This window comes from Atopostipes suicloacalis DSM 15692 (assembly GCF_900129085.1).
In the GTDB taxonomy this organism is placed as follows: domain Bacteria; phylum Bacillota; class Bacilli; order Lactobacillales; family Carnobacteriaceae_A; genus Atopostipes; species Atopostipes suicloacalis.
Genome location: NZ_FQUF01000022.1, coordinates 22,596 through 43,569 on the forward strand (window position 1 = coordinate 22,596; position 20,974 = coordinate 43,569).

Consider the following 20,974-nt stretch of genomic DNA (forward strand, 5'->3'; position numbering starts at 1 on the left):
TCGAGATTTATGCGGGATAAAGCCAGCTGCGCTCACTTTTTTGATATTTATGCGGGATAGAGGTCGCCCGCACACACTTTTCCGAGATTTGTGCGAGATAAGGCTGCCTGCACTCACTTTTCCGAAATTTGTGCGGGATAAGGACCGCCTGCGCTCACTTTTCCAAGATTTGTGCGGTATAAAAAGTCTCAGAAATTTTCTATTGCTTTTTCGCATGAGATGAGTCAAATCTAGCACTTATTTACTAGCAATTCTTCGCGTTGGAAAGCCCGATCACCTATCAATCAATTATTTATAGACAAACCGCTTTTCAAACCCAGCAAAATCCAAATAGAAGTCATTTTAACAAAACTTACTCCAAACACCCTGCTTAACTCATGGACAATCCGCAAAAAATTTTGTATGATTATCATGAAGATTGGAGGAGGATATTTTATGAAATTATTAGACCGTGTGGCTTTAACCATTTTAATCCTTGCAGGCCTTCACATAGCACTTGCTGGATTACTTGACTTTAACGTCATTGAAATGATTTTTGGGACAAATCCAAATTTAGGAGCGCAAATTACTTATGGTGTTATTGGGGTGAGTGCCCTTTGGTGCTTGAAATACTTTACCTATACTCCTGAAGGCGGCTCAAGACTCAAAGGCCGATAAGCAAAAGAATCGACTTTCCAATAAACCCATTCCAGGTTTTAAGAAAGTCGATTTTTTTATTGGCTAAATTTCTTTAAAAATTATCCGTGTTCTCATCAAACACACCCGCTTTTAGCGCCCGAAGAATCGGCTCTGCCGTTCCCACATTTGTCGCCAGCGGAACCTCATATACATCACATAACCGCAACAAAGCAGACACATCCGGCTCATGCGGCTGAGGCGTTAGCGGATCTCGAATAAATAAAACCAAATCAATCTTATGATCCGACACATAAGCCCCAATTTGTTGGTCTCCACCAAGCGGCCCCGACCGAAAACGATGCACACTTAATTCCGTTCCCTCTTCCACATGCCGACCCGTCGTCCCCGTCGCATATAACGTATGATTTTTTAACGTTTCCTCATACTCTTTAACCAAAGCCACCAATTCCGGCTTCTTTTTATCATGGGCAATCAACGCAATATCCATCTATGCACTCTCCTTCTCTCAGTAAATTTCATCCCTTTTCTCTTCGAAAATGATGACGCTTGAATTCCTATTAAGTTTAGCATACTTCACATAGGGATTTCTATTCATTACAAGCAAAGAAAGCAGCAGAGAAAGTGCAAAAATCTTCATTCATTTTTTCCTTTATTCTCAAGAATTCTTCACATGACCAAGATACTATTAAATCTATCCCAATGAGCCAATTCTATATCTACCCTTCTATTATAGAAAAACCAATATTTCTCCGGAAATATTGGCTTTTTTATTTCATTCGTTCCGATTAAAGCGTACAGTATAGATAACTTTAAAAATAAGGAGATTTAGAATATGTCAAAGAAAATTGCTGTTATCGGTGGTGGTGTGGTTGGCTCAACCGCAACTTTTTATTTATCCAAACATCCTCAATATGAAGTGACTCTTTTCGATGAAGCAACTGGCCAAGCAACAAGTGCTTCTGCGGGAATTATTAGTCCCTGGCTTTCAAAACGCCGAAATCAAGAATGGTATCAAATGGTAAAGCTGGGAGCCGCTTTTTATCCAGGTTTCCTCCAGCAAGTTTTTTCAAATGGAGAAATCCCTAAAGAAGTTTACCAACAAGTAGGTACTTTGTTATTCACAAAAAAGGATAAAAACTTAGAAGAGCTTTTAAAAATTGGGCTTAAACGCCGAGAAGAAGCACCTGAAATTGGTGAACTGAAAATTCTAAGCCCTGAAGAAGTACGAGAACGCATCCCTATTTATTCAAAAGATAAGCGGGCTCTTTTTGCGTCTGGTGGTGCTCGTGTAGATGGAAAAGCACTTATTGAAGCACTTTTGACGGCAGCAGAAAAACAAGGTGCTCAAATAATTCGCGAAAAAGCTACTTTTACTAAAACCAAAAGCAACAAACCTTACATAGAAACAGCTTCTTTAAAAGAAGAATACGAGTCCGTTATCCTAGCCAACTCCGCCTGGCTTCCTGAAATATTAGGGCCTCTTGGATATAAAGTTGACATTCGTCCACAAAAAGGACAACTCGCACAACTCCAAACAAATTGGTCAACAGACGACTGGCCCGTTATTATGCCAACAGGAGAAAAGGATATTATTCCTTTTCTAGATGGAAAAATTTTAGTCGGCGCTACTCACGAAGATGATATGGCATTTGACTTAACCCTTCAATCTTCGTCTTTAGAAGAAATGGTCTTAAATGCACAAGAACAATTTTCTGAGTGTATTCGCACAAGCGACATCATTTCCGGAAGGGTGGGCACTCGAGCGTATACTTCCGATTTTGCTCCATTTTTCGGTGAAGTGCCTGGATTTGACAATGTGTTCGCTGCAAGTGGTCTTGGATCTACCGGTTTGACAGCAGGGCCACTTCTTGGAAAAATTTTGAGTGATCTAATTTTAGGAGAATCTCCTGTTTTAGACCCTCGTAAATATCCTATTGAAAAGTATGTAAAGTAAGCTTCTTTTATTTATAACTATTATAAATAATTTCCTTTGTATTTTTAACATTGCATTCATCTCTCTTTTTAATTATAATCAATATAAATAAAAAAATATTTGAGATGAAGGCTGTGAGTATTTTGAAAAAGATAACCGAGTGGATAAAAGAAAATAATGAAATGTCTTTGACGATTATTAGTGGGTTAATGATTATCGCTGGATTTATATTAAATACCCAAAACAATGGATTAGCAATTCCTATTTTTATTATTGCTTTTATTCTAGGAGGGTATCATTCTTTTTTAAATGCGTATCATGATTTAGTCGATGAGAAAAAATTAAATGTGGATGTATTGATGATCGCCGCTGCAGTTGGTGCTAGTATTATTGGCTATTGGGCAGAAGGTGCTCTTTTAATTTTTATTTTCTCTTTAGCTGAGTCTTTGGAAGCCATGAGTATGGCAAAAACTTCCGAAGCAATTACCGAGTTAATGAAAGTCACTCCAAACACGGCTCGAAAATATACAGAAAATGGAAACATTCTAGAAGTTGAAACAGCCGATTTGAAAGTTGGAGATCGTCTACAAGTTCGCAAAGGTGAAGCTATCCCAATAGATGGTGTATTAGATGTAGAAGCTGCCGTGGTGAATGAAGCGGCAATTACAGGAGAGCCTTTAGCTGTGACAAAATATCAAGGAGATGAAGTCATCGGTGGGACCATTAACGAAGAAGCTGCCTTTGACATGATTGTGACTGTGGAAGATCAAAATACTCTCTTTTCAAAAATTATTCGAATGGTAGAAGAAGCCCAAGATTCTCCTTCAAAAGCCGATTCTAAGATTCAACAAATTGAAGATACATATGTAAAAATTGTATTATTTTCTGTTCCTCTATTCATTATTCTAATGCCTCTTGTCTTTAGTTGGACTTGGGAAGAAGCTTTTTATAGAGGAATGGTTCTCTTAACTGTCGCTTCCCCTTGTGCCCTCGTCGCAAGTGTTGCGCCCGCAAACTTATCCGCCATTAGTCGATCGGCGAGAAATGGTATTTTATTTAAAGGCGGCGATGTGATTGACCGTACAACAGATGTGAAAGCTGTTGTCTTTGATAAAACGGGAACCCTCACAAAAGGACAACCTGAAGTAGTCGAAAGTTTTTACCATAATAAGGAAGATAAAAACCTAATTGATCGATTAGTAGTTTCTGCTGAAACAAGCTCTACTCATCCAATCGCGGCCGCCTTTTTAAATGCTTATCCAACAATTTCCCCTATTGCTCTTGACGCTTTACAAGATATCACAGGTAAAGGATTTGAATTTAAGTATGAAGGAAAAACATGGCGTATAGGTAATCGATCTTTTGCTTTAAATGAAAATGGGAAATTAGCTATTTCTAAATCTGAAAATGAACAGGTTATCCAAAAAGAAAGCGAAGGAAAAACGGTTATTTTTGTAAGTAAGGAAGGCCAATTTCAAGCTTTTTATGCACTAGCTGATCAATTAAAACCTGGAGCAAAAAGAACCATTGATTTATTGCATGAACTTGGTGTACAAACCGTTATGCTAACCGGTGATGAAGCACGTACCGCTCAATTTATTGCGAAAGAAATTGGCATTGACGATGTGCGTTCCAATTTATTGCCACAAGATAAAGCAAGTATTATTAAAGAACTACAAGAAACATACGGTAGCATTGCAATGGTTGGAGATGGAATCAATGATGCTCCCGCTTTAGCTACTTCCAATGTTGGTTTTGCATTAGGTAGCGGAACAGATGTCGCAATGGAGACCGCAGATATCGTATTGATCCAAGATGATTTAGAACAAATTCCTTTTTCCTTAGCGATTTCAAAACACACGCGTCGTCTGGTGATGCAGAATATTGTTTTTTCCGTTTCTGTGATTGTTCTACTCATTATTTCAAACTTGCTTCAAGTGATTAATTTACCTTTAGGTGTCATTGGCCATGAAGGCAGTACAATTTTAGTTATTTTAAATAGTCTACGATTATTACGCTACCGTAAATAACAAATAATTGAATTATTTAACAAAATAAGCATTGATTAGGAGATAGATTCCTAGTCAATGCTTATTGTTTCTTCTGAATTATTTTTATGAATGCAAAAACACAGAAATATTTCCCGGGAACTATAATTGATTTAGAGCTATATGATTATTTAACTCGCCATCAAATAACTGATAAAAAGCAATATACGCAATAAAACCAAATTCATCAAGTGTTGTTTGATTTTCCTTTTTCTTATTCATTATAAGGTGAATATCCTGAGTAACCTCTTGTTTATCTAAATAAAAAGTTATTTCAAAAGCTTTCTCTACTTTGAAGTGAAGTTCTGTTTCTTCCTTATATCCTTTTGAAAGGATATCTTGAGCATACTCTTTGACTGTTTGAATGACTTTGTCTCCTAATTCCTCTATATCTCGCTCATAAGGAACAATACGAATCCCATTGAAAATCGTCGCAAAGTATGGGTTCGTTGTGAATAAAGATCGGGTATAAGTATAATCATGCTCTAAACGTTGAATACCAAAATAAGTAAATACTTTAATCTTTGCGGGTCGATTAGAATTTAACTCCATCTCAAAATCCATAGATTGCTTAAATTTATTTTGTAAATCAATAACGTTGGGTTGCTTAATTTTTTGAGTTACCGCCAGACTCTTATTTATAGTGGCTTTGCTAACACCAGGCATTTTAATCAAAACATCATCTCTTATTTTGCGATCCGTTATTGGAGATAAGGGTAATTGTGTAAAGTGCACTACTCCGCCTTCTACTTCTTCACCTTGATCAATATAAATATTTCCTTTCTGCCATTTTATTTTAAGTTTAAAGGTTCCTCCGTTTATATCAACAAAATCTTGTAATACATTTAAATTCAAATGATTATTCATTAGTACCTCCTAAAATTTATTGCAAGTTTAACTTCACTATTCATTTTTTAAAGATCTTCTTCTATGAAATGTTCATTATAAAGATCCCAATATCCTTTGTATACTGGAATATCAGGTTTAAAATTCAATTGATACATTCTAAATGTTACTAAAATATCCTTAGGTTGCCACTGTTCTTTATAAGAATATTTATACTTCATTTTAAGCTTTTCCATAACTCTTCCGCTAGCAATATTATTAATATCATGAGTGGCCGTTATAAAATTCCAATTTGAATCTCTTAAAAATTCAAGAACTGCCTCAGCAGCTTCTGTCACAATGCCCTGTACCCAATATTCTCTTAATAAGCCGTAACCAAAATCATGGCTGGGATCTTCACTAACCGTCACATAACCTATTGGAATATTATGATCTTTCAAGCAAATCGCTAAGTATAATCCATTATTTTCTTCATATTTCTTCAAAATCTTTTCTTTATAAAAAACTTCTGTCTCTTGAAGATTCTTTAACGAAAACCATGGGAGATATTTATTAACTTCAACATCTGACATGATGTCATAGAGTGCTTTTAAATCTTTTTTAGAACTGTTAAAATTTCTAATTATTAGTCGTTCAGTAGTTAACATTTATAGTTCTTCCTTCATTTAAAGTTAGTAAATAACTAAAAAATTATACGCGTTTAGTTTAGATCTCTCAAAATATTTAAACAATCTGATCAAATTTTAGCATCTCCGTATATAAAAAACTAGGGACGAATCCTATAAAGCAAAAATTCTATATTTTGTATTCTACATTCATGCTATAATTGCCTTGTTATGGATCAATATTAAAAATGACGCAAACGTTGATAAATCAACATGATACATAATGTATCAACTGTTTTTCACGAATGATATGGATAATAGCTTTTGTTTTTCTCCGCTTTCTAAAATAATAGGTGTAGAGGTGATACCGATGAATATTGGGGATAAAATTAAAGAACTACGTTTGAAAAAAGAATGGACACAGGAACAATTAGCAGAATTATTAAATGTTTCTCGTCCAACTGTTTCAAGTTGGGAAGTCGGGAGGAACTACCCTGACTTAGAAACCATTATTGCCATAAGCGATTTATTTGGGATCTCTCTAGACAAATTATTACGGGAGGACAAAGAAATGGCAAAAGAGACAACAAAGAAAATAAAAAGAGGAAAAGTTTATAAAAGAGCTTTAATTGTAGTAGGAGTTCTGTTTCTATTTTATGCTGGTTACAATGTAAAGTTACGATTTAATGAACATACTTATCGAAGTCATTTAGAAAAAAACGGATGGGAACAAGTCTCTACTGGAGATTCAGTAGAAGAGGATAACTTTTATGAGCTATCTGAGAATGGTGTGGACTACTGGACATATGTGCTGCCTGCTGGTCTGTTAGGTATTCCACTTTCAGAGCACAACGATCCCACTCTTGTTACAAATAAGGGTGATTTCATCATAAGGTTGAATTCTGAAGATAAAATTAAAATTAGCATTTCACCAGAAAATGATCCTGCGATTAAAAAACAAATTTATGTTCAAACAAATATAGACGGCGAATTAGTTGAAAGTAAAGAAAGTTGGTCAGAAGATTACAAAGAAAAAATTAATCATTATCTTTTTGAATACCAAGATATCCACACAGAATTAATTAATAAAGCTCTTGATAAAAGGCAAGAAATCTTTGGAAGTTAGAGTGAATTTGAAGAATCTATCAAAATCGACTGAAAAGCATAATATATAAGATGTTTCTCTAAATATCAGATAAACTAGCAGCTCTATTAGACATTTTCTTGGATCTTGGTCTAATAGAGATGCTGGTATCAGATATTTTTCTCGTTTTTGTCTAATAAAGTCAGTTTCATCAAAGATTTTCTAAAAACGTAAAATTTACTAAGCGATTTTTATTTTTGAGCTTATAAAACATACTAAGATTAGTAGTGAGAAGTCCACGACGGTGGATTTTTCACTACTATTTTTTATATGGTAGATATGAAGAAGAGACCGTGGGGTTTTTTGGTCAGTAGATCGGACATAAAACTGGTCCACTTCATATCCTTATAAGAATCTGTTTTGAGTATGTTGGGCCCTTGAGGTCGTGTTTAGGAAATTGGAATCAGTAAGGTTATATGAAGACTTCAAATTTTATTAGAAAGGGAGATAAAAATGGATGTTATCGCTTTAGATGTAAGTAACGGACGAAGCTATTATGTACTTTATCAAGATAATATATGTCAGTTTGAAGGAGAGATAAAGCATGATAAGAAGGGATTTATGAGGATTCAGCAGCTCGTTGAATCTTGTCATTCAGTACCTGAAATTGTTTTCGAGGCTACAGGTGTCTATTCTCGTGTAATTGAAAGGTTTTGTCAGAATAATAACTTTCGTTATTATTTATTGAACCCTCTTGAAGCGCGCAAACAAACAGATAGCCTCAGAGTGAATAAAACAGATATCAGTGATGCGCATAAACTAGCGCAAACACACTATTTCCACGAAAGGAAACCAACAAATAGTTTTTCCCCTCAGTACCAAAAGATGCGTCAACTATCACGTTGGTATGAATCAAATGAACAGGAAATAAAAAAGGTAAGAAACCAACTACATGTCTTTTTAGTTCAATCATTTCCTGAATATGAAAAATACTTTAGTTCGATCTCAAGTGAATTTGCGTTGGAGATAATACAACTATTTCCGCATCCTAAGCGGTTAGAGGATTTAAGTCGAACTAAAATAAAAAATCTCATATTAAAAACCACAAGGAAAAATATCTCATCCCAAAGAGCATTAATTAAAGCAGAAGAACTACTTAGACTTTCCGAACTGTCTTATCCAGCTGTCTCTGAACAATCAATAGAAGTGCGTTTAGTAGCCCATTGGGCTAACGAACTCCTTCAGTTAGTCCTACTCAAGAATGAAATTAAAAAAGAACTTATTGATAAAGCACTACACTTTAAAGAGTTTTATATTTATAAGAGTTTTCCTGGAATAGGGGAATTGACTGCAGCATTACTCATAGCTGAACTTGGTGACTTGACTCGATTCGATAATCCAAAGCAGTTAAATGCATATGTCGGTATCGATATTCAACGATATCAATCCGGAAACTCTGGAACTTATGATCGTATCAGTAAACGAGGAAATACTTTCGCCAGAAAGATATTATTCAATACCGTCAACAATATGATTCGTGCACAAAAGTCTGGTCCAAATCATATTGTTGATTATTATTACAGAGCAAAAGAAAAACCTCGCGCTAAAAAGCACAAGGTCGCTCTAATTGGATGTATGGATCGGTTTCTTAAATCCATCCATAATTTAGTATTTCTCGGTCAATTATATGATTATGATCTGTCCCCACAGTAATTTTCATATAACTAGTAACTAAATTATACCAAGTAAATCTGAAAAAATGAACTATTAAGCAGGTTTATTTGGCATGCGTAATAATCAATCTAAATTTCTAAATATTTCACTTGACTAAACGTAGGAAATATACCCCCTTTAAAGCAGTTTTTAATATCTACTTTAAAGGGGGCTTCTTTTTTCTTTAACTCATCTCAAATGCGCCAGTATATAACTGATAGTATTCCCCTTTCTGATGGATTAAATCATCGTGATCTCCTCTTTCGATGATTCTACCTTGATCCATGACCATTATAGCATCTGAGTTTCGAATGGTAGAAAGTCGGTGAGCAATAACAAATACGGTTCTATCTTCCATTAATGCATCCATTCCACTTTGCACAATCGCTTCTGTTCTTGTGTCAATACTGGAAGTGGCTTCATCTAAAATTAATACAGGTGGATTTGCGACTGCAGCTCGAGCAATGGCTAATAGTTGACGCTGTCCTTGGGAAAGTGAGCCGCCATCCCCTGATAATTCTGTATCATATCCTTGAGGTAGTTGTCGGATGAAGAAGTCGGCATTCGCTAGTTTAGCTGCTTCTTCTACTTCTTCATCTGTAGCATCTAATCTTCCATAACGAATATTTTCTTTAATCGTTCCAGAAAATAGGTGTGTGTCTTGTAAGACTATCCCAAGCGATTTTCTTAAATCATCTTTTTTAATATCTTGAATATCAATTCCATCATACGTAATGATTCCCTTTTGAATATCGTAGAAACGATTAATTAAATTAGTAATTGTCGTTTTCCCTGCACCTGTTGCGCCAACAAAAGCAATTTTTTGTCCGGGTTTAGCGAATAAATTAATGTTATGAAGAACGGTTTTGTTCTCATTATACCCGAAAGTAACATCTTTAAAACGAACATCACCTGTTAGCTCTGTATAACTTACTCCATTAGCCGAAGGTGTCTTCCAAGCCCAGTGACCTGTTCTTTCGTCTACTTCTTCAATAACGCCATCGTCATTTTTCTTCATATTCGCTAGTTCGATTGTTCCGCTATCTTCTTCTGGTTTTTCGTCTAATAATTGAAAAATTCGTTGGGCTCCTGCTAAAGAAAGAACAATCGCATTAAATTGTTGTGAAATCTGAGAAACAGGCATTGTAATGCTCTTTGTAAATTGAACAAAGGAGGCAATACTACCAATCGTTAAAGCTGTAACACCTGTGATAGAAAAAATTGTTCCAACTACTGCTGTTAATAAATAAGTAAAGTTCCCAATATTTCCCATAATAGGCATTAATATATTCGCATAAGTATTTGCTTTTGTCGCATTTTCTCTTAGATCCTCATTTAATTCATCAAAGTCCATAATCGCTTCTTCTTCATGGTTAAAGACTTTAACAACCTTTTGGCCTTCAATCATTTCTTCTATATAACCATTTAAAGCTCCCAATGCAGATTGTTGAATGGAGAAATAACGTCCACTTCGACTCCCTAAAAAGCGAATGGCATAAACCATGACCCCAACCATGAGCAAAACAAATAAAGTCATCGGAATATTAATAATAAACATCGCCGTAAAAATCGATAGTATCATAATAAACGCAGAGAAAGTTTGCGGTACAGATTGACTAATCATCTGTCTCAGCGTATCAATATCATTTGTATAATGACTCATTATATCTCCAGTAGCATTACTGTCAAAATAGCGGATCGGCAAAGTTTCCATATGCTCAAACATTTCATCACGTATATCTTTCAAAATTCCCTGTGCTACCGTAACCATGGTTCGGTTATAAATATAGGTGAATAACGCCCCAGTTAAATACAATAGGCCCATCATCCCAATAACACGAGCTAAATTAGTAAAGTCGGGATTTTCTTGTAACGCTAACGGAGCAATATAATCATCAATCAAAACTTTAGTAAAACTAATCCCAATCGCATTCGTTCCCGCACTAATAATAATACTAATCACAACAAGGATTAAACGTAATTTATATTCCTTTGTTGCATAAGAAAAAATTCTTTTTAATATTTTGAAAGGATTTTCTATTGGTTCAGTTAATGCTTTATTCTTCAATGATGGTCCCTCCTTTTACTTGTGAATCATAGACTTCTTTATAAATTTCATTACTCTCTAATAATTCTTCATGCGTACCCATTCCATCAATTTTTCCTTCATTCAATACAATAATACGATCTGAATCTTGAATAGAAGAAATACGCTGTGCAACAATAATTTTTGTTGTGTTTGGAATCTCTTCAGAAAATGAACGACGAATATAGGCATCTGTTTTTGTATCTACCGCACTTGTTGAATCATCCAAAATTAAAATCTTAGGTTTTTTTAACAACGCTCTTGCAATGGTTAGTCTTTGTTTTTGTCCGCCAGATACGTTCGTCCCTCCTTGATCGAGTTGTGTTTCATAACCTTCTGGAAAAGCTTGAACGAAATCATCCGCTTGCGCTAATTTGGCGACACGTTTTACTTCTTCATATGAAGCATTTTTGTCGCCCCATCGTAAATTTTCGCTAATTGTGCCGGAGAATAAAGTGTTCTTCTGCAAAACCATCGCAATTTGGTCACGCAATGTGACTAAGTCATATTCTTTTACATTGCGACCAGAAACATACACTTCTCCTTCAGTAACATCATATAATCTTGGAATTAACTGAATCAATGAACTCTTTCCACTACCGGTTCCTCCAATAATTCCAATGGTTTCACCAGAATGAATCTTTAAAGTGATATCTCTTAGATCGGCTTCTTCCGATAAAACATTGTATTTAAATTGGACATTTTTAAATTCAATATCTCCAGTTTCAATGGTTGTTACTGCATTTTCTGGATTCGTAAGAGTCGCTTCTTCATTAAGAACTTCTGCAACTCTCTCCACCGATGCTTCTGATATAACAATCATCACAAAAATCATAGAGACCATCATTAAACTACCCAAAATTTGCATCATATAAGTAATAAAACTAGTAAGCTCACCGGTTGTCATACTTCCGCCCACCACTTGTTTCGCCCCTACCCAATAAACTAATAATAAAGTAGAATAAATAGCCATTTGCATAATGGGTGAATTTAAAGCAATAATTTTTTCGGCTTTCATAAATAATTGTTTAATATCTTCTGAAGCATTTTTAAACCCTTCAATTTCTTTTTCTTCTCGAACGAAGGATTTTACGACGCGAACACCATTAATGTTCTCTTGAACCGTTCGATTTAAGCGATCATATTTTTTAAACACTTCAATAAAATAAGGATGCACTTTATAAATAAGAGCAATTAATACAAAGCCTAAAATCGGAACCACAATTAAAATATTCAGTGCTAACTTTAAGTTTGTATAACTCGCCATCATAAAAGCAAAAACAATCATAAAAGGGGCTCGAATAATGGTCTTTAAAACCATTTGAAAAGCCATTTGAATATTTGTAATATCTGTTGTCAGTCGAGTGATTAAGCTTGATGATGAATATTTATCAATATTATCAAAAGCAAACGTCTGAACATTTTTATAAATATCTTGTCGTAAATTAGCTGAAAAGCCAACTGCTGCATCTGATGAAAATTTGCCTCCTAAAACACCAAAAAGCATAGATAAACAGGCAATAACAAACATTAATGAACCAATTTTCAATACATATTGGATATCGCCTGTTAATAACCCTCTATCTAGAACTTTTGCCATTAAAAAAGGAATAAAAATTTCCATTGAGACTTCTAACGCCAAAAAAAGCATCGTTAGAAAAGATGGCTTTTTGTACTGTCGCAATGATTTTGCTATCGTTTTATACATATGTTGCTTTCTCTCCTTCTAACTTTCCATGTATTCTTTCTCCATGAGATGGTAAATTTTGTGAATTGTTTTTATGGTGTTACGCATGTCTTCTTCTGATATATCTTTTAACAATTCGCTGTTTTTTTTATGAAAACCATAAACATCTTCCTTGTACAGAGCCAATCCTTTATCGGTTAAAATAATATTCACTACTCGCCTATCTTCACTATTTTCTTCTTTTCTTAAATAGCCATTCTCTTCTAAAGTCGTAATATTTCGAGTAATGCTAGGAAGTGTCATATTAATTTTTTCGGCAACATCACTCACTCGCACTTCATCCAGCTCAAGTGATAAATCATAACAAATCTTAATAATATAAATATGCCGTTTCCGAAGTCCTTCGGGTGGATCCGGTAAAAATTGTGTCGTACGTTTTGCACTCATACATGCAAGAATATAATCATCTGATAATTCAGGGGTCATTTCTATCTCCTTTCAAAAAATTACTCAATATACTTACCTAATGTAATTACTTGAAGTAACTATATTAGCAAAAAAAAGAATCAATAGATAGAAAAATCTACTCATTCTTTAAATTATATTATTCCTATTAATTTTCTTTAAGCTGGATAGCTTCTCTTAGTTAGTTCCTCTTTATATAATTGCATAAGTTTCTCTTTATACTCAGCGTAATCTTTATCCATAAATAAACTAATAAATCCATTTAAAAATTTATTCTTATGTATTTTTTTAGCTTTTTTTATTCTTTTTTGTAAAGCTTCATCCGAAAGCTTAGGAACTCGCTTTGTCTCCACTTTTAAAGACTGCTTTAATGAAAGTCTCATGCGCCAACGCATTACCAAAAAAATAACACCTATGATTAGTGCAATGAATAAAACAAATAAAATACTTTCAATCATAACATCCACTCCTTTTTATAACAATAGCAGAATTTTATTTTTTGGTATAATGTTTTATTTTAGAATTTTAGAAAACTGCTTTTCTAATATGTACAATTAAACATTTTACTCTTAGTCAATGGATTGAATTGAATCAAAAAAATGAGCACTAGCACTGGCTCATCAGGTTAATGGAAATTATCGCCTCGATAATTTACCTTCTTATGGGTTTCAAGAAATTATAAAAAATATCTGTTTACTCAAAGAGCCCCGTACATATTACAATTCATTTACTAACTATATTTATGATAGAGCCGTTATCTTAAGAAAACTTCTATAATGGTTCGTTCGCGTATGCACGGACTGAGCTCGCGTGCCGACAGAGGTGCTTCAGAAAAATTGGAGTTTTTAATTTATTTTTTAGATCCAGTCACGCTTGGACGCGAAAGTAGTTGTTGGCGTCCAGAACTTCCAATCTTGGACGCCAATGAGAGCTTCCGCGTCCAAGGTACCTTTTTTATACCAATCAACCGTCTTTCTATTTATTTTTAAGCACGTTTAAAAACTTATATTTTTCTATACATAGAAAAAAGAGGATACAACAATTCGTACCCTCTCCTTAAAGTTTATTTTTCTGTTTTTTCAGTCTCTTTATTTAGGTTAGCATCCGTATAAGTCATATAGACAGCAAGGTTGGCTTTTTTGCTGAGTTCTTCATGCTTCACTAAGCTAGTGGCCACTGCTTCACTAATTTTTGAATCTGTAATTAAGTAAACAATTTCTTGTTCTTCTGCAATTTCAACATTCACTAGTGGAAGTTTTGTTTGGTGTTCTTCTGAATAACTACGTCCACGGAAAATAGTTGCACCACTAGCACCAGAATCTCTGGCGACTTCAACAATTTGGTCCCCAAAACCACGATCTGCCATAATGACTAAACAGTGCTGTAAGGTAGATGGTTTATAAATTTTTTCTTCTTCAATGACACTTGGGATAGGTTCCACAGGATGGGATGTTTTCCTATATTTAAAAATTAAACCAAGAACCATCAATGAAAATACGGGGGCCATTGCGACCATCGCAATCACTCCAAAACCATCCACTAAAACATTCGCTGTTTCAATACTTGTAGCTGCTCCTTGTGCGAAGGCTAAAACAAACGTTGCGGTCATTGGACCTGATGCAACTCCTCCCGCGTCATAAGCAATCCCAACAAAAATAGGATCTGAGAAGAAAGATAAGATCACAGCAATCGCAAAACCAGGCAATAAAAAGTACCATAATTTCACATCCGGACTAACGATCCGAAGCATTGAAATTGCAATAGCTGTACCAACTCCTAAAGATAATGTTAAACGAATAATAGAAATCGGAATCGATCCACCCGATACTTCCTCAATCTGTTCACCGAGTACGTGCACAGCTGGTTCTACTAAAACAATAATCAATCCTGAAAGGAATCCAATGAAAACAAGAAGCTTCGTATTCTTTGCAGCAATTTCCATTCCTAAAATACGACCCATATCCATGAATCCTGAGTTTACTGCCGTTAAAAATAAAATTAAGCCTAATAAAGTCAAACCTAGACCAATTAATATATTTCTAATTTCTTCTTTATCTAGCTTAAACTTCATCGCATTAAAGACAAAGAATAAGACTGTGATCGGAATAAGTGCCGTGATGGATTCTAAGATGACATGCGGTAAGGCGGATAGAATTGGACCTAAGATACCACTTGAAAAAACATACTCTTCAGCAACTCCTTGAATATTTCTTTGTCCGGATAATATAGACATCAACATGACCGCTAAGATTGGACCTGCACTCATAATTCCCACTAACCCAAAGGAGTTTTCTTCAGCGTCTTTTCCACCTTTAAAGGTAGATAAGCCATTGGATAGAGCGAGGACAAAAGGTGTAGTTAGTGCACCGGTTGTTGCTCCCGAAGCATCAAATGAAATGGCTAGAAATTCTTCAGAAACAAAGAAGCCTAATACTAGAATAATTCCATAAACAATTGCCATAAAGAGATTCATCTTCATTCCACGCAGCAAGCGTAAGACTCCTAAAGAAATCAAAATCCCAACACCTAAAGAGACCATATAAACAATCATCGTCGAGCTTATCCCATCACTTGAGGCATCTTGGATCTGGTTCCCTAAAATTAATAAATCGGGTTCTGCGACTGTAATCAGAAAGCCTAATAAAAAACTTAAGAATAAGATTTTGATTAGGCTTTTTGAAGACCCAACTTCTTTGGCCATATGTTCTCCGATGGGTTCCATGGCTGTGTCTACTCCCCATAAGAATATTGTTAAGCCGACCAGTAGAATCACACTACCAATTAAAAAGCGGATGACAATATCACTGGGAACAGAGACCGTTGTTAATGAAATAAATAATACGAATAATACAACAGGAAGAAGTGTTTTGGATACTTCTTTCATCTTATCTATAAAAAGAGTCATTATTCACGACCTCCTTTTATTTTCGATAATTTTTCGCCCATTCTATCTTCAAAAATACCACTCGTTGCGACAACTGGGAGTGTAAAAACGATGCCATCCGTTTCACTATTAATCGCTTCTTCAATAGATTTTTGTACTTCTTCTTTTTTGTCTTTTTGAATAACAATTAAAACGGTATCTTTTTGTGGTTCGACTTGAATAGGGAAATAATAATCTTGGGGAACTCCCGCACCACGTCCATGAATCAACGTGCCCCCTCTAGCTTTGGCTTTACGGGCGGCTTTAATGATGTCGCGACCTTTTCCTTTTTCTACGATGGTCATGATGAGACTAGAAGAAAAATCTTCTTCTTCTAAACTAAAACTTGTGGATTCTTTTGTCCAACGTTTAAAAGGAATAGAAAAAGCAATTCCTTTATTTCTCTGATCAAATTTCAACTTCTCTGATATCTCTTGATGGATTAATTGATCTTGTTCTTTCGTCACTGGAAGCATAACAATTTCTTTTTGGGTTTGATTTAAGCCTAAAGGTTCCAAGACTTTTGAACGAACGGTTCCTTCTCCTAAAAGAACGGTCCCTTCTTCTATCCCCATAGATCTAGCATGCTTTATAACGACCTCTGCTTTTCCACGATTGACTATTGCTAAATACATTCTACTCATTGAGTTATCCTTTCATTAATAATTAAGTTTTTATTCTAATTCTACCTTCTTTAATTTAGAGTTACTTTAACCTTAAATATTATATCATAAGCATTTTTTAAACTTTAAAAGAACCATGAATATTCTGTCACAATCTATCTATTTTTATTTGAATTTTCTAATTACTTATTTAAATGTAAGATGAATGGTAGTGCTTTGGAAAATAATTTAGAGTCTATTAAAAGAGTGGGAGATGACGCAAGAAAAAATACAATTACAATATGAAGAGTTGAACTTCTTAGGTTGTAACTGTATCTCTAAATGTTATTGAAGAATGAATGATTTTCAAAGCTTAAAAATATTAGCTATATATAAGTATTACATATTTTGAAATATAAATCTAGGAAGAATCATTTCGAAATAGAAGCATTTTATTTTAAAGAGAGATACTGATAGTCATTTAGTTGACGTTTTTCAGTGAAGTATACACTTTTTTTGATTAATTAAATGGATTGAATAGAAAAATGAGCACACTCAATGACCAATGTTGTTTTGGAAAACAAAATAATTTCATGTCGAAATGTATTCTCGTTTTTTAATGTTAATTCGTCATGCGACCACTCATCTAGTCCTCTGTCGAATAGGATTTCATTTGTTTCTACTGCTCTGTTTCTAGCAATATTAAAATCTAAATGATAAACCGTCACATTATCCCAAAACAATTTGTAAATATGTCCATTCCAATGTTTTATTTTAGCTGATACCGACACAATACTATCTTCTATCTCTTCTGTTTCTCCAGTATAAGAATTATGGATTGTTATATTTGATAACATCCCATCATGAAAAGAATTTTCTTGGAGGAATTTAAATGTTTCCTGGTTTAAAAATTCTTTCAAAGATAACAAGTTATTCTGATACCCTTCAAAGTCCCATATTTCTTCTGTAAAATATTTCATACGTTTGCTCTTTTCAATTAAGATTTTTGTTTAATCAAATGATTAATAGTCATTTTTTAAGCGACTAAATAATTTTGAAAAAGAATAAAAAATAATAGATGTCATTCCATAAGAGAAAGCTACAAAATAAAACTTTGTAAATAAAGCTATTATCATTAAAACAACAAATATAGACTGAAAAAACTGTAGACGTTTCTTTAGATTTTCTTTTGATATATTTTTCATAAATTTTCTCCTTTTCTGTTCATCAACAAAGACTTCCATTTCATTAGTTTATATTATTCTTAAGTTCATTTGTTGAATTCTTTATTCTAAATAAGTTTGAGAGACAATCTACTTATTATTGAAAGCCATCTAAAATATAATAGAATTGAGATAGTGTAATTCTAAGAAAAAAAGCTCCAAACCTTTATTGTATAAAAGCTTGAAGCTCCCCTGTAACTATTCCCACTCTATTTTAAGGGTACAGCATATAAGGATAAATGCAGTAAAATCAAGGCGTTTGGGAAAGTATTAAGTCAGATGAAACGTATTAAATAATAATAAAAGTGCAATAGTAGTGCAATTTTGCACCTAATTTAACCTGTTTATTTCAAAAAACTATACAGCATAATCCAATATTCAATTCATTAACATAGTTAAATAATTATCTGCTAATCTTCAAGGAAATTTTACATTAATTTTAATTAACCTAAACTTTTAAATACTTTGGAAGATATTTAATTATATTTTCTAACAGACTAGAGAATTATATAAAAAAACTCATTATTAACATAAAAATATTAATAATGAGTTTTTATATTATTTAAGATATCTAGTTAATTTATTTTTCCAATGCCTGTTATGAATTATTCTTTCCTCAGCGAGATTATTTCGAACTATCTCTCTTTTAGTTAATTTAGAAACATTAACCCAATCATCCTTAAAAATATACATAGCATCACCATATAATATCGAATCAAAAATAAAGAGATTTTTATCTGTAAACTCAAAAATTAAATATCCTGTTTGTGGCAATATAAAAATACAGAAGATTGCAACGGAAAAGTACATAACCTAGAAATAAAAAAAGGCCTTGTTAGCCTCCCAATAATCCTCTAAAGTTTAAGTTACGACGCTTAACTTGGAGGTAGAAAAGGATGCTAACAATGACCGACATTAAGACTATCAAAAATCTACGGAATAATCACGATAAATCAATCAATGAAATTTCTGATACCTTAGGTATCAATTGGCGCACAGCTAAAAAATATGCGGATAATGCAATCCTTCCTGAAGAAAAGATACCGAAAAAATCAGGGATGATGTACGATGAAGGATGGGGAGATATCGTTTCCTTATGGTTAGAAGAAGACTATCGTCTTACTAAAAAGAAACGAAGAACCAATAAAAATTATTATAAATCATTAAAAGGTCTAGGTTTTTTAGGATCTTATCGGACCGTTTGTAATTTTGTGCAGGAATGGAAAAGTACACATCATAATGATTTGCCAAGTGCTGGCTACGAACGCTTGGAACATCCCCAAGCTGAGGCTCAACTTGATTTTGGAACGATGGAAGTTGAACATGAAGGGTCATTTAAGGACGTTAAGGCGCTAGTACTGAGTACACCCTATAGTAATGCCGGATTCGCTGTAGCTTTACCAAGCGAAAACCAAGAATGTCTATTAACGGGGATGAAACAACTTTTTAACCAAATGGGTTGTGTGCCTCGCAAAATTCGAATTGATAATATGACAACGGCTGTTGTTAAACCAAAATCAAAATTTGAGGATCCCATCTTAACGGATGAATTCCAACAGTTTGCGATGCATTATGGGTTTGAAGTACAGGTTTGTAATCCTGCTAGTGGACATGAAAAAGGTAGTGTGGAAAATAAAGTCGGCTATGTGAGATATAACTTCTTCTCGGAGACACCAAAAATGAAAGACTTTACTTCTCTCAATCATGATTTAGAAGAAAAAATGATTGAGAAACGTCAAGAAAAGCATTACGAAAAAATACAAATAATTGAAAGTTTGTGGCAAGAAGAAAAACAAGTTTGTCTGGCATTACCTGATGAAGATTATCCAGTATTTAAAGAAATTATGATACGCGCCAATAAACTAAATGAAATCAAACTGGATAATACTTTCATACATATTCATAATTCATGGCGCCATGGTAACTTATATGCTTATCTCACGTGGGATAAGTATCGTATTGTCACTCAAAATGGAGAATTAATCCAGGAGGATTTCCGTTCATATTTATATAAAAAACGAGCGATTGACTGGCATACAATCCTTAAGGATTGGAAACAACGTTTATCTAAAATAACTTATTCTCGTTATTGGAAATATCTTCCTGGTAGGATTCAAGCGTATTTAAGAATTGATGATTTCCGATTACTTTATCAAAGAATTAATCGATTATTGGAGTTACTTGTAAATCACACGATGGTAGAAGTAAACGAACGGTTCTATGAGCTCGTTACTGAAGAAAATGAAGAAAGTATTAGTGATGTGAATTGGCAAGGATATGATGCCTTGACGCATTCTCCTTCTAAGGAGGTGAGCGTATGAGTCATACCCTAGAATCGGTTTGCCAAGAATTACGATTAAGTCGTGTACCTAGTCTTATTGATTCAATTGAAGATTCAAATAAAGAAGAATGGTTACTTAAATTATTGATTCATGAAGTAGAGGCAAAGGAACAGCGACGAATCCAGCGTTTAATTAAACAGGCAAAGTTTTCAAATCATAAGACATTGGAAATGTTTGAATGGCATGATCAAATTCGCGTACAAGATAATCAGACGAAGGAGCAGTTAACTTCATTAGACTTTATTCAGTCAAATCAGAATGTTGTCTGTATTGGTGCCCCAGGCACCGGAAAAACGCACTTAGCGAGTGCACTTGGTTACAAAGCTTGCCAAGAAGGTATTGAAACAAGATTCTGGCGTGTTAGTGATCTTGTCATTGAGTTAGAAAAGGCATGGAAAAATGGACAACTAGAACGATTTAAGAAGCGATTTAATCGTGTTCAACTGATCATTCTGGACGAGATGGGCTATGTACCGTTTAATAAAAATGGTTCAGAATTACTTTTTCAACTGATAAGTGATTGGTATGAGACAAAAAGTATTATCATTACATCAAATTTAGAGTTTAGCAGTTGGAATAAAGTATTTATCGATCCGCGCCTCACATCGGCGCTGGTGGATCGCCTTATTCACCACGCGCATATACTAACCTTTACAGGAGAAAGCTATCGTTTGAAAAATGCTTTATCTAAAATAGAATAATTAAATGGAAAATATTGGGTGGCAACATTGTGTACTTTTCGTTGCAAAACTATGTACTTCTCTATTGCAAAACACAT

Annotated in this window: 18 protein-coding genes; 7 read left to right on the top strand and 11 right to left on the bottom strand. The window is 34.2% G+C overall.

Annotated features, from left to right (window positions below; genetic code table 11):
• Positions 1–435: 435 nt before the first annotated feature.
• Positions 436–657, top strand: a complete 222-nt coding sequence (locus BUB96_RS07350; RefSeq protein ID WP_073298233.1) for a DUF378 domain-containing protein — start codon at positions 436–438, stop codon at positions 655–657.
• Between the two features lie 73 nt (positions 658–730).
• Here BUB96_RS07350 and mgsA read toward each other — a convergent pair whose 3' ends face one another.
• Positions 731–1,126 (bottom strand): methylglyoxal synthase, encoded by a 396-nt coding sequence (mgsA, locus tag BUB96_RS07355; RefSeq protein ID WP_073298234.1) that lies wholly within the window; start codon positions 1,124–1,126, stop codon positions 731–733.
• 345 nt (positions 1,127–1,471) lie between these two features.
• Here mgsA and BUB96_RS07360 point away from each other — a divergent pair, with 345 nt between their 5' ends.
• The gene (locus BUB96_RS07360) at positions 1,472–2,593 is read left to right on the top strand and encodes an NAD(P)/FAD-dependent oxidoreductase (protein WP_073298235.1); all 1,122 of its coding nucleotides are present in this window, start codon (positions 1,472–1,474) and stop codon (positions 2,591–2,593) included.
• A gap of 104 nt (positions 2,594–2,697) precedes the next feature.
• The gene (locus tag BUB96_RS07365; protein WP_073298236.1) at positions 2,698–4,602 is read left to right on the top strand and encodes a heavy metal translocating P-type ATPase; all 1,905 of its coding nucleotides are present in this window, start codon (positions 2,698–2,700) and stop codon (positions 4,600–4,602) included.
• A gap of 120 nt (positions 4,603–4,722) precedes the next feature.
• Here BUB96_RS07365 and BUB96_RS07370 read toward each other — a convergent pair whose 3' ends face one another.
• Complete coding sequence (locus BUB96_RS07370) at positions 4,723–5,487, bottom strand: hypothetical protein (protein WP_073298237.1); 765 nt, start codon at positions 5,485–5,487, stop codon at positions 4,723–4,725.
• 47 nt (positions 5,488–5,534) lie between these two features.
• Positions 5,535–6,113, bottom strand: coding sequence for a GNAT family N-acetyltransferase (locus tag BUB96_RS07375; protein WP_073298238.1), 579 nt, complete (start codon positions 6,111–6,113; stop codon positions 5,535–5,537).
• Between the two features lie 328 nt (positions 6,114–6,441).
• Here BUB96_RS07375 and BUB96_RS07380 point away from each other — a divergent pair, with 328 nt between their 5' ends.
• Together BUB96_RS07380 and BUB96_RS07385 are read left to right on the top strand one after the other, a co-directional pair.
• Positions 6,442–7,197 carry a helix-turn-helix domain-containing protein gene (locus tag BUB96_RS07380; RefSeq protein ID WP_073298239.1) on the top strand — a complete coding sequence of 252 codons (756 nt, stop codon included), beginning with the start codon at positions 6,442–6,444 and terminating at the stop codon, positions 7,195–7,197.
• 471 nt (positions 7,198–7,668) lie between these two features.
• Positions 7,669–8,868 (top strand): IS110 family RNA-guided transposase, encoded by a 1,200-nt coding sequence (locus BUB96_RS07385; RefSeq protein WP_073298240.1) that lies wholly within the window; start codon positions 7,669–7,671, stop codon positions 8,866–8,868.
• Between the two features lie 184 nt (positions 8,869–9,052).
• On the opposite strand, the gene BUB96_RS07390 is transcribed toward BUB96_RS07385, so the two are convergent.
• From BUB96_RS07390 to BUB96_RS07430, 8 genes are all read right to left on the bottom strand, one after another.
• Positions 9,053–10,936 (bottom strand): ABC transporter ATP-binding protein, encoded by a 1,884-nt coding sequence (locus BUB96_RS07390; RefSeq protein ID WP_073298241.1) that lies wholly within the window; start codon positions 10,934–10,936, stop codon positions 9,053–9,055.
• The gene (locus BUB96_RS07395; protein ID WP_073298242.1) at positions 10,926–12,662 is read right to left on the bottom strand and encodes an ABC transporter ATP-binding protein; all 1,737 of its coding nucleotides are present in this window, start codon (positions 12,660–12,662) and stop codon (positions 10,926–10,928) included. The genes BUB96_RS07390 and BUB96_RS07395 overlap by 11 nt, the downstream gene beginning before the upstream one ends.
• An 18-nt stretch (positions 12,663–12,680) precedes the next feature.
• Complete coding sequence (locus tag BUB96_RS07400) at positions 12,681–13,127, bottom strand: MarR family winged helix-turn-helix transcriptional regulator (protein ID WP_073298243.1); 447 nt, start codon at positions 13,125–13,127, stop codon at positions 12,681–12,683.
• 137 nt (positions 13,128–13,264) lie between these two features.
• A complete protein-coding gene (locus BUB96_RS07405; protein ID WP_073298244.1) occupies positions 13,265–13,564 on the bottom strand; it encodes a hypothetical protein in 300 nt (99 codons plus the stop codon).
• A 605-nt stretch (positions 13,565–14,169) separates the two neighbouring features.
• Positions 14,170–16,011, bottom strand: coding sequence for a DUF1538 domain-containing protein (locus tag BUB96_RS07415; protein ID WP_073298246.1), 1,842 nt, complete (start codon positions 16,009–16,011; stop codon positions 14,170–14,172).
• Positions 16,011–16,673 carry a P-II family nitrogen regulator gene (locus BUB96_RS07420; protein ID WP_073298247.1) on the bottom strand — a complete coding sequence of 221 codons (663 nt, stop codon included), beginning with the start codon at positions 16,671–16,673 and terminating at the stop codon, positions 16,011–16,013. The genes BUB96_RS07415 and BUB96_RS07420 overlap by 1 nt, the downstream gene beginning before the upstream one ends.
• Before the next feature lie 482 nt (positions 16,674–17,155).
• Positions 17,156–17,611 carry a hypothetical protein gene (locus BUB96_RS07425; RefSeq protein ID WP_073298248.1) on the bottom strand — a complete coding sequence of 152 codons (456 nt, stop codon included), beginning with the start codon at positions 17,609–17,611 and terminating at the stop codon, positions 17,156–17,158.
• 42 nt (positions 17,612–17,653) lie between these two features.
• Positions 17,654–17,836, bottom strand: coding sequence for a hypothetical protein (locus BUB96_RS07430; protein ID WP_073298249.1), 183 nt, complete (start codon positions 17,834–17,836; stop codon positions 17,654–17,656).
• Between the two features lie 923 nt (positions 17,837–18,759).
• Here BUB96_RS07430 and istA point away from each other — a divergent pair.
• Together istA and istB are read left to right on the top strand one after the other, a co-directional pair.
• Positions 18,760–20,175, top strand: coding sequence for an IS21 family transposase (gene istA / locus BUB96_RS07440; protein WP_200789046.1), 1,416 nt, complete (start codon positions 18,760–18,762; stop codon positions 20,173–20,175).
• A complete protein-coding gene (istB, locus tag BUB96_RS07445; protein WP_073297469.1) occupies positions 20,172–20,897 on the top strand; it encodes an IS21-like element helper ATPase IstB in 726 nt (241 codons plus the stop codon). Before istA ends, istB begins: the two co-directional genes overlap by 4 nt.
• Positions 20,898–20,974: the final 77 nt, after the last annotated feature.

Excerpts from the sequence above, each read along its gene's own strand:
- BUB96_RS07360 (WP_073298235.1), top strand. The coding sequence starts at position 1,472 with ATGTCAAAGAAAATTGCTGTTATCGGTGGTGGTGTGGTTGGCTCAACC.
- BUB96_RS07430 (WP_073298249.1), bottom strand. The coding sequence starts at position 17,836 with ATGAAAAATATATCAAAAGAAAATCTAAAGAAACGTCTACAGTTTTTT.
- istB (WP_073297469.1), top strand. The coding sequence starts at position 20,172 with ATGAGTCATACCCTAGAATCGGTTTGCCAAGAATTACGATTAAGTCGT.
- BUB96_RS07350 (WP_073298233.1), top strand. The coding sequence starts at position 436 with ATGAAATTATTAGACCGTGTGGCTTTAACCATTTTAATCCTTGCAGGC.
- BUB96_RS07370 (WP_073298237.1), bottom strand. The coding sequence starts at position 5,487 with ATGAATAATCATTTGAATTTAAATGTATTACAAGATTTTGTTGATATA.
- BUB96_RS07425 (WP_073298248.1), bottom strand. The coding sequence starts at position 17,611 with ATGAAATATTTTACAGAAGAAATATGGGACTTTGAAGGGTATCAGAAT.
- istA (WP_200789046.1), top strand. The coding sequence starts at position 18,760 with ATGACCGACATTAAGACTATCAAAAATCTACGGAATAATCACGATAAA.
- BUB96_RS07385 (WP_073298240.1), top strand. The coding sequence starts at position 7,669 with ATGGATGTTATCGCTTTAGATGTAAGTAACGGACGAAGCTATTATGTA.
- BUB96_RS07375 (WP_073298238.1), bottom strand. The coding sequence starts at position 6,113 with ATGTTAACTACTGAACGACTAATAATTAGAAATTTTAACAGTTCTAAA.
- BUB96_RS07415 (WP_073298246.1), bottom strand. The coding sequence starts at position 16,011 with ATGACTCTTTTTATAGATAAGATGAAAGAAGTATCCAAAACACTTCTT.
- BUB96_RS07405 (WP_073298244.1), bottom strand. The coding sequence starts at position 13,564 with ATGATTGAAAGTATTTTATTTGTTTTATTCATTGCACTAATCATAGGT.
- BUB96_RS07395 (WP_073298242.1), bottom strand. The coding sequence starts at position 12,662 with ATGTATAAAACGATAGCAAAATCATTGCGACAGTACAAAAAGCCATCT.
- BUB96_RS07365 (WP_073298236.1), top strand. The coding sequence starts at position 2,698 with ATGAAGGCTGTGAGTATTTTGAAAAAGATAACCGAGTGGATAAAAGAA.
- BUB96_RS07380 (WP_073298239.1), top strand. The coding sequence starts at position 6,442 with ATGAATATTGGGGATAAAATTAAAGAACTACGTTTGAAAAAAGAATGG.
- BUB96_RS07400 (WP_073298243.1), bottom strand. The coding sequence starts at position 13,127 with ATGACCCCTGAATTATCAGATGATTATATTCTTGCATGTATGAGTGCA.
- BUB96_RS07420 (WP_073298247.1), bottom strand. The coding sequence starts at position 16,673 with ATGAGTAGAATGTATTTAGCAATAGTCAATCGTGGAAAAGCAGAGGTC.
- mgsA (WP_073298234.1), bottom strand. The coding sequence starts at position 1,126 with ATGGATATTGCGTTGATTGCCCATGATAAAAAGAAGCCGGAATTGGTG.